The sequence below is a fragment of the Streptomyces sp. R11 genome, from assembly GCF_041051905.1.
Lineage (GTDB): Bacteria > Actinomycetota > Actinomycetes > Streptomycetales > Streptomycetaceae > Streptomyces.
Genome location: NZ_CP163432.1, coordinates 841,804 through 856,422, shown reverse-complemented (window position 1 = coordinate 856,422; position 14,619 = coordinate 841,804). Strand labels below are relative to the sequence as shown.

6 protein-coding genes are annotated in these 14,619 nt (G+C 71.2%); 2 read left to right on the top strand and 4 right to left on the bottom strand.

Going from position 1 to position 14,619, the window contains the following annotated elements:
* Window positions 1-8 precede the first annotated feature (8 nt).
* Window positions 9-1,250 (bottom strand): MFS transporter, encoded by a 1,242-nt coding sequence (locus AB5J55_RS03950; RefSeq protein ID WP_369269303.1) that lies wholly within the window; start codon window positions 1,248-1,250, stop codon window positions 9-11.
* Between the two features lie 28 nt (window positions 1,251-1,278).
* Window positions 1,279-2,370 carry a guanitoxin biosynthesis L-enduracididine beta-hydroxylase GntD gene (gntD, locus tag AB5J55_RS03945; protein ID WP_369269302.1) on the bottom strand — a complete coding sequence of 364 codons (1,092 nt, stop codon included), beginning with the start codon at window positions 2,368-2,370 and terminating at the stop codon, window positions 1,279-1,281.
* Between the two features lie 173 nt (window positions 2,371-2,543).
* Here gntD and AB5J55_RS03940 point away from each other — a divergent pair, with 173 nt between their 5' ends.
* Window positions 2,544-4,106, top strand: coding sequence for an amino acid adenylation domain-containing protein (locus AB5J55_RS03940; RefSeq protein ID WP_369269301.1), 1,563 nt, complete (start codon window positions 2,544-2,546; stop codon window positions 4,104-4,106).
* A gap of 7 nt (window positions 4,107-4,113) precedes the next feature.
* Here AB5J55_RS03940 and AB5J55_RS03935 read toward each other — a convergent pair whose 3' ends face one another.
* Window positions 4,114-4,845 carry a sulfotransferase family protein gene (locus AB5J55_RS03935; RefSeq protein WP_369269300.1) on the bottom strand — a complete coding sequence of 244 codons (732 nt, stop codon included), beginning with the start codon at window positions 4,843-4,845 and terminating at the stop codon, window positions 4,114-4,116.
* 11 nt (window positions 4,846-4,856) lie between these two features.
* Window positions 4,857-7,166 carry a M20/M25/M40 family metallo-hydrolase gene (locus AB5J55_RS03930; RefSeq protein WP_369269299.1) on the bottom strand — a complete coding sequence of 770 codons (2,310 nt, stop codon included), beginning with the start codon at window positions 7,164-7,166 and terminating at the stop codon, window positions 4,857-4,859.
* A 139-nt stretch (window positions 7,167-7,305) separates the two neighbouring features.
* Between AB5J55_RS03930 and AB5J55_RS03925 the strand changes: the two genes are divergently transcribed.
* Window positions 7,306-14,598, top strand: a complete 7,293-nt coding sequence (locus tag AB5J55_RS03925) for an amino acid adenylation domain-containing protein (protein ID WP_369269298.1) — start codon at window positions 7,306-7,308, stop codon at window positions 14,596-14,598.
* Window positions 14,599-14,619: the final 21 nt, after the last annotated feature.

Genomic DNA, 14,619 nt, shown 5'->3' with positions numbered 1-14,619 from the left:
GCCCGGTCTCACAGCTGCCGCAGCCGCCAGATGGTGCGGTTGGCGACCGGGATCACCGACGCCAGCAGGACGAAGGGCGCCACCCACAGCGTCGTACGCGCTCCGATGCCGTCGACCAGCACACCGGCGAGCGCCGCACCGATCGGGATGGTGCCGAAGTTCATCAGCCGGTAGGTGGCGTTCATACGCGCGTGCAGCTCGGGTGGCGTGACCTTCTGCCGCACCGTCACGGCGATCACGCTGCCCGCGGCGGAGCCCGCGTAACCGAGGAAGAGGCCGGCCGCGGACGCCCAGAAGACCGCGGTGTCCGGGCCGGTGCACAGCGGCAGCAGGAAGTAGGCGTTGGTGGAGAAAGCCAGAGCGACCAGCAGACTGGGGCCGTAGCCGATCCGCTCGAACAGGAGGGGCACGCAGACGGCCCCGCCGATCGCCCCGATCCCACCGATCACGGTGACCAGACCGTAGGCGAACGTGCCCATGTCGAGCTGACGCACGAAGAAGACCAGAAAGGCCACGTTGACCAGCGATCCGCCGGCGTTGTAGATGGCCGCGTGGAGGGCGATGGCACGCACCGGCGGATTGCCGAACACCGCACGCAGGCCCTCGGCGAGCTCCCGGCGCAGATCTCGCTCGGCGGGCGGCGGCTCGGGCTCCTCCCGGGTGCGGACCGCGATCATCGCCACCGCGGAGACGAGATAGCTCAGCGCGTCCAGGAACAGCACACTGGCCGCCCCGAACGCGCCGGCCAGCCAGCCACCACCACCGGGACCCATCGTCGCGCTCACGGCCTGGTCAGCGGTGATCTTGCTGTTGGCCGAGCCGAGGTGCTCCGGCGCGACGAGGCGCGGCAGGTACGACCGGGCGGCGATGTCGTACACCACGCTGAGAGCCCCGACGAGCACGGCGACCACATAGACGTGCACGAGGGACAGCACATCGAGCACGGCGCCGACCGGGATGGTGGCGACCAGTACGAATCGGGCGAGGTCCGTGGCGATCATCACGGGCCGGCGGGCCCGGCGCTCCTGCCACACGCCGACGAACAGCGGCAGCAGGAAGAACGGCAGCGTGTAGAACGCCTCCAGCAGCCCGATCTGGGTGCCGGAGGCGTCCAATGTGCTCACCATCACCAGCGGGAGGGCGAACAGCGTCATCTCCGAGCCGAGTTGCGAGACGAGGTCGCCGGTCCAGAACAGACGGAAGTCCCGTTGCTTCAGGAGGCCGCCCGGCGCGGGCGCGGTCTGCGTCATGACGTCTCCCGAAGGTGGCAGTTGGCGGTCAGACCAGGGCACGCCCGTGGGCGCCGAAGCGACGTCCTGCCGAACTGCGCAGGTCCGCGGTGACGTTGATGCGTCGCAGCCAGCGGTCCGTGCCGTCGTAGCGGGCCTTGAAGGGCCGGCGCCCGTGCACGGCCCGCTTGTTGTCGATGATCAGCAGCTCGCCGGGGGCCAACGCCACGTCCCGCATGCGCGCCTCGAAGGCGTCGAGAATGCCTTGCAGCGCCCGCTCGGCAAGGGCGTCGCCCAGGTCACGCTGCATGAACGCCGGGTCGATCCGGACGTAGGGCATGTCCGGGTCGCCGCCCAGAATGGCGATCCGCTCCGGCTCGTGGTTCATCCGTCGTATGCGTTCGAAAGCGGCCGCCTGGCCGTCACCGTCGTCGATCCCGGTGGTCGCCGCATTGAACTGGGCCGTGTGCGACTCGTCGGGCAGGATCACGAACCGGTCCTCGAAGAGGACCTTGCGGTGCTCCTCGTCGAGTTCCAGATCGTGGGCCGACGCGAACATGGTCGGCACCGCGTCCGGATTGCGCAGGCAGAGCAGCATGATCCAGTCGGCCCGGTGGGGATGGAAGGCGTCCTCGTTGTGCCACTCCAGCAACGTCGTGGAGCTCGAGCCGAGTTGCTCCCCCTCGTGCCCCTCGATGGGAAACACGTCCAGGACCAGCTTGCCCCGCTGCTGCGACAGGTAGGAGAAGGGGTCGCCGAGCAGGGAGCCGATCATCAGCAGGAGAGCCGTCGCCGTGGTCACCTCGGCGGTGTCCGGCGCAGTGGTGTAGTCGCGCGGTGTCGCACCGACGGCCTGCTCGTCCAGCGGCAGGCCGGAAAGCACCAGCCCGCCGTTCGGGCGGCCCGTCAGCCGGAACCCGTTCAGCACGGAGCGCATCCGCTCCGGCACGCGATGTGCGTGGACGGCGATCTCGGCCAGCTGGTGCTCGAGGTCGGCGGGCCTGGCCGCGCCGAACTCCTCGACGAAGGCCTCGGCGAGCGCGCGCAGCGTGTCGGCCTCCGCCGACGTCAGCCGGAGGCAGGGCATGCCGTCCTGCGGGCTCAGTGCGGCCTCGAAGTTCTGTGTACGGGTCCCGCCCACGTTGGTCCTCCCTGGCCGCGGGTCATGCTTCATCTCGGGCAACGACATCCGTACCGAGAATGTGCGATCCGCAAGGACGGACACAGTCAGGAGGAATCCCTACGACGTGGCAGCGCCACGTTCTGACAGGGTCGACCCACCGGCAGTGTCGAAAACCCAGGGGGACGAAGACGGTGGATCACGTCATCCAAGCCGACCGGTACGGTGCCACGCAGGACCACGCGGACACGGCCGGACTCTGTGTGCACCATGCCTTCGAGCGATGGGTGGCCCTACGGCCCGGGACGGCCGCCTGCCGGTTCGAGGGCGAGGAGCTCAGCTACCTCGAACTGGACCGACGTGCCAACCGGCTGGCCCGGCATCTGCACCGCCTCGGCATCGGCCCCGAGACGGTGGTGGGCGTCCTGCTCGACCGCGGCCTCGACCTGCCGGTGACGCTCCTCGGCATCCTCAAGTCGGGCGCCGCCTATCTGCCGCTCGACGTACAGCAGCCCGCGAGCCGTCTGGCGTACATGGTCCGGGACGCCGGATGCGAGATCGTGGTCACCACGAGCGGGCCGGCCGCCAGGCTGCCCGAGGACGTCCTGCCGGTCTGCCTGGACGAGCCCGCCATCGCGGCGTCGTTGGCCGCACTGCCCGGCGACGACCCGCACTACCCGGCCCTCCCCGACAACCTGGCCTACTTGCTCTACACGTCCGGATCGACCGGAGCTCCCAAGGGCACGCTCGTCCAGCACCGCTCGGTGGTCAACATGACCGAGTACTGCCGGCGGGCCTATCGGCTCGAATCGCCGGACCGCATCCTGCAGTTCGCGAACCCCTGCTTCGACGTGAGCGTCTTCGACATCTTCGCCGCGCTCTGCAACGGGATCACCCTGGTCCAGGGGGCGCGTCTGACCCTCCTCGACCCACGGGCGCTCACCGCGTTGATCCGCGACGAACGGGTCACCGTGATGGACATACCGCCCGCTGTGGCCCGTCTCCTCGACCCCGCCGGACTCCCCGATCTGCGGATGGCCAACATCGGGGGCGAGGCGCTCCCGGGCGAGCTGGCCGACCGTTTTCAGGCACCGCACCGGCAGGTGCACAACACCTACGGGCCCACCGAGGTCACCGTCACGTCGACGGACTATCTGTGCCCGCCCGGGCTGCGCGAGAGCAGGCCACCGATCGGCCGCCCCATCGCCAACCTCCAGGCCCACGTGGTGGACGAAGCGGGCCGGCAGGTCCCCGTGGGCGTGGCGGGCGAGCTTCTCATGGGCGGGGTCGGGGTGGCCCGCGGCTATCACGGGCGTCCGGCGCTGACGGCGGAGAAGTTCGTGCCCGACCCGTACGGCCCGCCCGGGGCCCGGCTCTACCGCACGGGCGACCTCGTGCGCCGGCGGGAGGACGGCAACATCGAGTTCCTCGACCGGATCGACACCCAGCTCAAGGTGAACGGCCACCGGGTCGAGCCGGGCGAGATCGAGGCCGCGCTGGAGAGCCACCCGCGCGTCGGCGCCGCAGTGGTCGACCTTACCGGTGACGGCGCGGACCGCACACTCGTCGCCTTCCTGGCGCCGTCGCCCGACGCAGCCGGCGCACCGTCGATCGCGGACGTCCGCGCGCACCTGCGCCCGCTGCTGCCCTCCTACATGATTCCCGCCCGGATCGTCACCGTGGACGCCGTGCCGCTGACGGCGAACGGAAAGGTCGACCGCGCCGCACTGCGCGACCTCGCCGCCGACCGGGGCTGAGCTCCCATCACGCGACGATCAGCCGCTGGTCGAAGAGCGCCCGGTAGAAAGGCTCGTGCCGGGCGCTGAACTCGGCCAGCATCTCGTTGTTGTGGACCGTGACGGCGTACTCGGTCGACTTGGCCGTGAAGCCCGAACTGTTGCTGACGTCGGTGTGCCAACGGTCGGAGCGCTGCCACTCCTCACGGGTGCCGGGACTCCACTGCAGTGCCTCGGGCCGTGGCGGCAGGCCCACCGCGGCGCAGAACGCGGCCATGGTCCGCTCCGGCCTGGACACCAGGTCCTCCGAGTCGAGGACCACCGGACGCTGCCCGGTGGCGGACACCGCCTCGTACAACTCGTGCATCTGCTCCAGCCCGATGTCCTTGGCCGACATCTCAGGCCGCAGGGCGTAGTACGACGCGGCGATCTCGTCGGGGTGCCGGATCAGGAACGTGTGCCGGACCTCGCGCAGAAAGACGTCGTCCGCGAGCACCGCGGGATAGCGGTAGTCGGTGGTGTCCTTGAGGAACACCCGCCGCCGCGCCGACAGCGCACGCATCGCCGCGATGAGTTCGACCTCGGTGCGCACGGCCTGTCCGTCGACCGTGGTCTCACCGAAGTCCACGATGTTGCAGAACGGCTCGTGCAGTGCGGCCAGGTCGCCGCGTTCCACGATGGACCGGAAGAACGCGGTCGACCTGGCCCTCGGGGCGCTCCACAGAGCGATGACGCGGGGGTTGTCCTGACGGTCGTTCACGGGCGGTTCCCTCATATGTCGATGGTGCGGATACCGATGCTCTGGCCGAACCCGGAGGCGGTCCAGACGATCGTGTCGGGGCGGGGCGAGGAGAGCGCCGCGGCCGGTACGTCGGCCCTGTACGCCAGCAGCCGCAGTGGCAGCGGCGCGTCACCGCGCAGCCGCAGCACGACGTCGTAGCCGTCTGCCGGCGCCACCAGGTGGCAGCCCCACTTCCACGGGGTCGAGGACGGCCGGTTCTGCCCGCCCGGCATGCGCCTGCCTTCCACGGTGACGTCGACCAGCTTCGTCCCGCGGGTGTCGGCGTAGAACGACAGCGCGGTCGCCGTCGCGTCCGAGCTGAGCCGCAGCCGCACCTCGCGGACATCGCCGCCGAGGCTGCGCTTGCCGGTCACCTTGGCCTCCGGCAGGGACGTGCTGCCGCCTCGGGCCGGCCCCTTGCGGTAGCCACCGGGGCCGATCAGCGCGGGAACGTCCTTCTCGGCGGGGGACTTGGCGCCATGCGTGTAGCGGGACACCCAGGGCTGGGCGGAGTCGGCGCCGCTGTACCAGGAGGCGGTCCCGGTGTCCGCGTCCTGGACGTAGAACAGGGCGACCTGCGCGGGGTGGCGTCCGTCCACGCCGTCCCGGGCTCCGCCGACGCCCACCAGGGCCGTCCCCAACAGTGCGACGACCGCAACCGTCACGGGCACCGCCCGGCGCCGGGGGAGCGGCAACAGGGCGGGCAGCATGGGCAGGAGCAGCAGCGCGACGATCACGAGGGCCGCCGACACGAACGCGAGCCCGATGGTGGGAAACAGGATCGCGAGGAGCGGCACGAAGAGCACGATCGCCGGCAGCGCGGCGGCGCAGAGTGCCGGCGCGAGCCAGGGAGACTTCTCCGCCAGGCGCGGGCCCACGGCGAGTCCCGCCGCGCCGAACAGGGCGGGCCAGACGAACAGGTACGAGGCGCCGGGCATCACGACGGCCGTGACCAGCGCCAGTACGGCGAACCAGCACAGCGCGCCAGCGCTCACGGCGAAGGCGTCGGTGCGCCGCCGCATCCACAGCAGCCAGCACAGACACGCCGCCAGCGTCAGCACCACCAGACCGGCGACCGCGGGGCCGGGGCGGTACGGATCGCCGAAGGCGAACGCGGCGTAGTGCGGCCGGATCATCACCAGCACCGTCCAGCCCAGATAGCCGAGGGCCGCCGAACCGATCAGCGGCAACGGCAGGGTCCCGGCGACCAGGGCGAGGCCGCGCAGCCGTAGGACTCCGCGCCGACGGGCCAGCCAGAGGACCACCGCGATCGCGACGGCGGCCAGTGCCGCGAGGACCGGACCGAGCCACTGCGGATAGCTCACCAGCAGCCCGAACACCGTGAAGTACGTGCTGGAGCCGGCCCCGGGCGGAGCGATGTCCCGCCCGGCCAGGTGCCTGGTCGCGGCCAGTACCGTGGAGCCCATGTCCTGCAGGGTCCCCTGCCGTTGGGCGGACAGGTTGTCCAGTTCGGTGTCGTAGCGGGCGGAACCGCCGACCACCGCGAAGTTCATCCCGGTGAAGCCGGCCTTCTTGAACACCGACAGGTCGGTGTCGTTCGGCAGCAGCCGGTAGATCTCGTCGGACATCGACGTGACGAACGGTGTGCGGTCGGACAGCGCCGAGAGGAACGCCGAGTTGTCCTTGCCGGTCTCGAACATCACCACCGGCCCCGTGGTGCCGCGAGCCTCGAGGTTGAGGATCACCGTGTGCTTCGGATCGCCCGCCGAGGGGGAGTCCGTGAAGGCCTTGGCGCCGATGGACCCGGGCTCCTCGCCGTCGGTGAGCAGGAACTCCACCGTGTTGCGGGGCGCCGGACCGGACTTCAGCGCCCGGGCCGTCTCCAGGACGGTCGCCACACCCATCCCGTCGTCGGTCGCGCCGGGCCCGGTGAAGACCGAGTCGTAGTGGGCGACGATCAGCACGCGGCCCTTTCCCTCGGTACCGGGGAGAGTGGCGCGTATGTTGGCGGCCCGCCCGGCGACCGAGGCGTGGTCCGGATAGCTGTCGGCGGCGGTCGTCCGCTCGACCTCGGCCCGCAGACCCAGCGCGCGGAACCGCTCGACGAGATACTCCCGGACCTCGGCGTTGGCGACCGAACCCATCGGCCGCGGCTCGGCGGCGATCCGCTCGATGTACGGCTCGGCGCGTCCCGCGGAGAACTGTCCCACCGGCGCCCCGGAACCGGCCGGGCTCGGACCTCGCAGCGGGATGAGGGCCAATGCCGCGAACACGACGAGCCCGAGCATCAGCAGCAGCGTGCCGAGCCGGGCGGGCGGCAGGCGCTTGAACCGAGACAAGGTCCCTCCCAGGTGTCCGGGCCATCCTGCCCCTTGTGACGGAGCGCGGGCTGTCCGTCATTTGCCCGACTGCCGGGTCTCCGTGGCTCATCAGCACCCTGATAACGGCGCACTGTCGGCCACGGTGGGAGGGAGCTGTATGCGCGAGGACCTTCGGCACAGGCTTGCCCGGCTCAGTCCCGCACAGCGGGAACGCCTGCTCGAGGCCATGCGCACCGAGCGGCTGCAACGCCGTGCCGAGGACACGATTCGCCCGGCGGGCCGGAACCGTGCGCTGCCGCTGTCGTTCGCCCAGTCCCGCATGTGGTTCCTCGACCAGCTGGCGCCGGGACTGCCGCTCTACAACACGCCGCTGGCGATGCGCCTGCGCGGCCCGCTCGACCGCCGGGCCCTGGCGGGCGCCCTCGACATGGTGGCGGCCCGGCACGAGGTACTGCGCACCCGGTACGTGGGCACCGACGACGGCCCGCGCCAAGTGATCGACGCGGTGGGGCCGTTGGCACTGGAGTCTCTCGAGCTGGGCCCCGTTGCCGAGAGCGAGCGGCACGCGCGTGCCCTGCGGGTGGCCGCCGACGCCAGCGCCCGCCCCTTCGACCTCGCCCGCGGCCCGCTGGTGTGGGGGCTGCTGGCCAGGTTCACCGACGACGACCACGTCTTCGTCCTCTCGATGCATCACATCGTGCTCGACTCGTGGTCGGTTCCGTTGCTGATGCGCGAGCTCGCCGAGTGCTACGAGGCGATACGCGCCGGACGTGCGCCGGCGTTGGCGCCGCTGCCGGTGCAGTGCGCCGACTATGCCCTGTGGCAGCGCGAACGACTCGCGGGCGAGGGGCCGGCAGCCGACCTGGACTACTGGCGGACGACACTGGCCGATCTGCCCGTGCTGGAGTTCCCCACCGACCGGCCACGCCCGGCCGAGCGCACCTGGCTCGGCGAGAACCTGACCGCGACCTATCCGGCCGAGCTGCAACGCGGTCTCGCCGAACTCGCCGACCGCAGCGGGACGCGGCTGCTCCCGGTCATGGTGGCGGGCTTCGCCGCACTGCTGTCCCGTTACACCGGGCAGCACGACATCGCGCTCGGTTCGGTGTTCACGGGACGCAGCCGGCCCGAGATCGAACCGCTGATCGGCTACTTCGCCAACACCGTGGTCCTGCGCACCGACACCTCCGGCGACCCCGGCTTCCGAACCCTGCTGGGACGGGCCAACGACATGGTGCTCGGCGCGCATTCGCACCAGGACCTGCCCTTCGACCAGCTGGTCGAGAAGCTCGACGTGCAGCGGGACCCGACCCGCAATCCGCTCTTCCAGTTCGCCCTCTACCAGGCGGACACGGACCGAAGCGGAGCCCGGCTCGGCGACGTACTCGTAGAGGAACTGCCCATCGAGCTGGGCACGTCCCGCTTCGACGTGGGGCTCGGTTTCTCGGAGCCGCCGTCCGGTGGCCTGCACCTGAGCATGGAGTTCTCCACCGAACTCTTCGACCGGCCCCGGATGACGCGGCTCCTCGACCACTACCGGCACATCCTGCAGTCCGCCGTGGCGCGGCCGGACACCCCGCTCAGCGAGCTCGCCGTCATGGCACCCGCAGAACGCGAGCAGGTCGTGGCGGGATGGAACGCCACGGCGCGCCCGACCTCCGCACGTACCGTCTGCGACGCGTTCCAGGCCACGGTGACCGAGCGCCGCGACGATCCGGCGCTGCGCTTCGGCAACCTGGAGATGTCCTTCACCGAGCTGAACGCCAGGGCGAACCGCCTGGCCCACCTGCTCATCTCACGCGGCGCGGGCCCCGAACGGCGCGTCGCGCTCGCCATGCGGCGCAGTGACCACCAGATGGTGAGCATCCTGGCCGTGCTCAAGGCCGGTGCCGCCTACATGCCGGTGGATCCGGACTACCCGGCCGAGCGGATCGGCTTCATGCTGGCCGACACCGACCCGGTGCTCGTGCTCACCACCGTCGCCGACGAGCACGTCCTCCCCGCGGGCAGCGGCATCACGACCGTCGTGCTCGACAGTGTGGACACGCTCCGGGACCTGGCCGAGCGGCCCGGTACCGATCCCACCGACTCGGACCGCACCGCTCCGCTCGACCCGGCACACCCCGCCTACGTCCTGTACACCTCGGGCTCCAGCGGCAGGCCCAAGGGCGTGGTCGTCGAACACCGCAACCTGGTGAACCTGCTGGACAGCCAGCGCCGTCGGGTCATCGACCCGGCGGCGGCAGCGCTCGGCCGCCCGCTGCGGCTCGCGCACGTGCTCGCGCTCTCCTTCGACGGATCGTGGGACGGCCTGCTCTGGCTGCTGGCCGGCCATGCGATGCACCTGCTGGACGACGAGACCAGGCGCGATCCCGCGGTGACGGCCCGTCTGATGATCGACCGGCGCATCGACGCCATGACCTGTACGCCGTCCTTCGCCGAGCAGCTGATCGGCGGCGGCGTGCTCGACGACGAGCGGTACCGGCCCTCGGTGATGACGTTCGGCGGAGAGCAGATCAGCGAGTGGATGTGGCAGCGGCTGCGGACGACACCGGGACTGCGGGCCTGCAATGTGTACGGGCCCACCGAGGCGACCGTGCTCGCCACCATCGGCGACTTCTCGGAGTCCGAGCACCCGGTGATCGGCGCTCCCGTGGACAACGTACGCACGTATGTGCTCGACGAGCACCTGAACCCGGCGCCCATCGGGGTACCCGGCGAACTGTGCCTGGCCGGGGCCGGAGTGGCACGCGGCTACCTTCACCAGCCGGGCCTGACCGCGGACCGGTTCCTGCCGGACCCCTGGGGCGGTCCCGGCGCACGGATGTACCGCACCGGGGACCGGGCCCGCTGGAACGCCGACGGGCACCTGGAGTTCCTGGGACGCACCGACGGTCAGGTGAAGCTGCGTGGATTCCGTATCGAACTCGGCGAGATCGAGAGTGCGTTGACCGACCACCCGGACGTCGCACAGTCCGTGGTGACCACGTACACCGCGGCCGGCGCGAACGGTGAGCGGCTGGTCGCCTACGTCGTGCCGCGACCGGGCGCGGACCTGTCCCAGGAGGCGCTGAACGACCACGTCGCACGGATCCTCCCCCGCCACATGCACCCGGCCGCGTTCGTCGAACTGGCCGCCCTTCCCCTGACGGTCAACGACAAGCTGGACCACAAGGCCCTGCCCGCCCCGGACTTCGCCCGCGCCCCCCACTCACGTGGTCCCAGGACCGAGCGCGAACGCATGCTCTGCGACCTGTTCGCGGACCTTCTCGACCTGCCCGCAGTGGGCCTGGACGACGACTTCTTCGCGTTGGGCGGACACTCGCTGCTGGCCACGCGGCTCGTCAGCAAGGTCCGTTCGGTGTTCGGCGTCGAACTGCCGGTGAGCAGCCTGTTCGAAGCCCCGACGGCATCCGGCCTGATCGCCCGGATCGATGCCGCGTCGGGTGCCCGGGCCCCGCTGGTCCGGACGGCACGCCCCGAACGCGTTCCGCTCTCCCACGGGCAGCGGCGTCTGTGGGTGCTCAACCAGCTGGACACCGGCAGCGCGGTCTACAACATGCCGATGTCACTGCGGCTGTCGGGCGAACTGGACCTGCGCGCACTGCGAGCCGCGCTCGCGGACCTGGTGGCCCGGCACGAGGTGCTGCGCACGGTGCTGCCCCAGGCCGACGGTGAGCCGTACCAGCGGATCCTGGACGCGCGGACGGGCGCACCGGTGCTGCGCACACGGGAGGCGACGGCCGGGCAACTTCCCACTCTGCTGGAGGAGGCCGCCGCCGAGGGCTTCGACCTCACCGTGGACCTGCCGCTGCGCGTGCACCTCTACCGCATGGGCGAGCACGAGCACGTCCTGTTCCTCGTGCTCCACCACATCGCCGGGGACGCCTGGTCGGCCGTACCGCTGGCCCGCGACCTGTCCGCCGCCTACGCGGCCCGCCTCGGCGGAGAGGCTCCGGACTGGGCGCCGCTTCCCGTGCAGTACGCCGACTACGCGCTGTGGCAGCGCGATCTGGTGGGCACCGAGGAGACCGTGTCAGGAACATCGCCGGGGCAGCCTGCGGTCGCTACCGCGGAAGAACCCGCCGAAGGATCCGACGCCGACGACACCCTGGCCGTGCGACAACTGGCCTACTGGACCCGGCAGCTCGCCGACCTGCCCGATGAGCTGGACCTGCCGACCGACCGGCCCCGACCCGCGTCCACCGGCTACCAGGGCATGCTCGTGGACCTGGACATCGACGCCCAACTCCATGGACGGCTCCTGGAGTTGGCCCGTTCGAACAACGTGACGCTGTTCATGGTGCTGCAAGCGGCGGTGGCGGCGTTGCTGACCCGGCTGGGGGCCGGTGAGGACATCCCCATCGGTACTCCGGTCGCGGGACGGACCGACGAGGCGCTGGACGATCTGGTCGGCTTCTTCCTCAACACCCTCGTGCTGCGCACCGACACCTCGGCCGACCCGAGCTTCGCCGACCTGCTGGCCCGCGTACGACGGACGGATCTGGAGGCCTACGCGCATCAGGACGTCCCCTTCGAGCAGCTCGTGGAACTGCTCAGGCCGGCCCGGTCGCTGGCCCGCCACCCGCTGTTCCAGGTGAGCCTGATGCTGCACAACACCGCGGAGCCGGAGTTCGTCCTGCCAGGACTGCGGGCCGACATCGAACCGGTCGGCACCCGCACCACCAAGTTCGACCTGACGTTCTCGGTGTCCGAGCGCCGGGATGACGCCGGTGCGCCGTGCGGCATCACCGGCGTGGTCGATTTCGCGACCGACCTCTTCGACCGGGAGAGCATCGAGGCGCTGGCGGCACGGCTGATCCGCCTCCTGGACGCGGTGGCCACCGACCCCGCACAGCCCATCGGCTCCGTCGAACTGCTCGACCCCGAGGAGCGCCACACCCAGGTGGTGCGCTGGAACGACACCGCGACGGAGCGGCCGGCGTCCCGGTGGCTCACCGACCTCTTCGAGGAGCAGGCCGCGCGGACCCCAGGGGCGACGGCCATCCGCAGCGACGACGGCTCCCTCACGTACGAAGAGCTGAACGGCCGGGCCAATCGGCTCGCGCGCAGGCTGTCGGCGGCGACGACCGGCCCCGACCCGATGATCGCCCTGCTCCTGCCGCGCGACGCCGCCCTGCCGGTCGCCCTGCTGGCCGTACTGAAGGCGGGAGCCGCCTACATCCCGCTGGACGCCGCCTATCCCGCCGAACGCATCAACCGCATGCTGACGGACGCCGCGCCGGAACTCGTCCTGACCACGGCCGAGTACGCCGGTCGGCTGCCGGCGGACGTACCCGTCCTGCGCATCGACGAGGCGGAGCGAGACGCTGCCCGGCTCCCGGCGTACGACCTGACGGACGAGGAGCGCCCGGCCCCCCGGCATCCGCATCGCACCGCGTACGTCATCTTCACCTCGGGGTCGACCGGCCGCCCCAAAGGCGTGATGGTCTCCCACGGCGCACTGCTGAACCTGCTGCTCGCCATGGGCGAGACGACCCGGATCGGTCCACGGGACGTCCTGCTGGCGGTGACGACCATCGCCTTCGACATCGCGGTCGTGGAGATGTATCTGCCGCTGCTGACCGGCGCCACCGTCGTCATCGCCGGTCCCGACGCCGTCAGGGACCCGGCAGCACTCTGCGGACTCCTCGCGACCGGTGCGGCCACGACGATGCAGGCCACTCCTTCGCTCTACCGGGCGATGCTGTCGGCGGACCCCGACGCGCTTCGGGGGCTGTCGCTGCTGGTCGGCGGTGAGGCGCTGGGAGCCGACCTCGCCACCCGCCTCGCGGAGACCGCCGAGCGTGTCGTCAACTGTTACGGCCCCACCGAGACGACTGTGTGGTCGTCCCTCAAGACGCTGACCGGCGAAGCGGGGACCCCCTCCATCGGCCGGCCGATCGAGGGGACCCCCTCCATCGGCCGGCCGATCGCCAACACCCGCATGTACGTTCTCGACGAGGCGCTGCGCCCGGTGCCCGTGGGCGTCACCGGGCGGCTCCACATCGCGGGCGACGGGGTGGCTCTGGGCTATCTCGGACAACCCGCCCTCACGGCTGAGCGGTTCGTGCCCGATCCCTTCGGGCCGGCCGGCTCACGGATGTACGACACCGGCGACCTGGCCGGCTGGACCAGGTCCGGCGAACTGCGCTTCGCCGGCCGGGCCGACCAGCAGATCAAACTCCGCGGTTTCCGGATCGAACCGGGCGAGATCGAGGCGGTCCTCGCCCGCCACGAGACCGTCGCCGAGGCCGCGGTGATCCTGCGCGAGGACCAGCCCGGCCTGCACCACTTGGTGGGATACGTGGTCGGGGCCCCAGGCGCCGAGATCGACGTGGACCGGCTGTGGACCCACGCCCGGCGGGAACTGCCGGACTACATGGTGCCGACGAGCCTGGTGCCGCTGCCCCAGCTGCCCCTGACACCGAACCGCAAGATCGACCGGAAGGCTCTGCCCGCACCGGCGTTCACCTCGCGCGGCCGCCGTCCGGGCACGCCGGCGGAGCGCGCGCTGTGCGCCCTGTACGCGGACGTCCTGGGGCGCGCCGAGGCCGGCATCGACGACGACTTCTTCGCCCTCGGCGGGCATTCCCTGCTGGCGGCGCGCCTGGTCGGGCGGGCCCGGCAGGAACTGGGACTGCGGATCACCATCCGCGACCTGTTCGAGTCGCCGACGGCCGCCGGGCTGCTGGAACGGTCGGCCGACGGCGAGCACGCGGGCTTTCCCGTCCTGCTGCCGCTGCGTGAAACAGGGACGAGGACGCCGCTCTTCTGCGTCCACCCGGCGGCCGGCGTCAGCTGGGGCTATCGCGGACTGCTGCCGCACCTGCCGCCGGACCAGGCCGTCTACGGGTTGCAGTCCAGGGGGCTCACAGATCCGGACCGCAAGCCGATGAGCACGGCCGACCTGGCGAACGAGTACCTCACGGAGATCCGCAAGGTCCAGCCGCAGGGGCCGTACCACCTGCTCGGCTGGTCCTTCGGCGGTCTCGTCGCCCACGACATCGCCACCGTGCTCCAGAGGGAGGGACAGCAGGTCGCCACCCTCACCCTGCTGGACAGCTTCCCCTTCACCGACGACACCGGAATCCTCGACCACGACGACCCGGCGCTCCTGACGGCCGTCGCCGAGTCACTCGGTCATGCCTCGGCCGACGACCGTCTCCTCGCCGAGTTCGGGGAGGCCGGCCTGCGCGCCATGGCCCAGGTCTTCGCGGACAACGTGAACGTGCAACGGCACTTCGCTCCAGGGGTGTTCGACGGCGACGTGCTCTTCTTCGCCGCCACGGCGGACCGTCTTCCGGGTGCGCCCGACGCCGCGCAGTGGCAGCCGTACGTGAGCGGGGGCATCGAGGTACACCCGGTGGACGCCGTCCACGGGGCCCTGACCGGCCCGGCCGCGGCAGCCGAGATCGGCCCGGTGCTCGCTGCCCGGCTCATGTCATGACGATCGCATTCCTCACCCACG

What these genes read in the sequence shown, in the direction of transcription:
- AB5J55_RS03925 (WP_369269298.1), top strand. Translation starts at nt 7,306, where the DNA reads ATGCGCGAGGACCTTCGGCACAGGCTTGCCCGGCTCAGTCCCGCACAG.
- AB5J55_RS03950 (WP_369269303.1), bottom strand. Translation starts at nt 1,250, where the DNA reads ATGACGCAGACCGCGCCCGCGCCGGGCGGCCTCCTGAAGCAACGGGAC.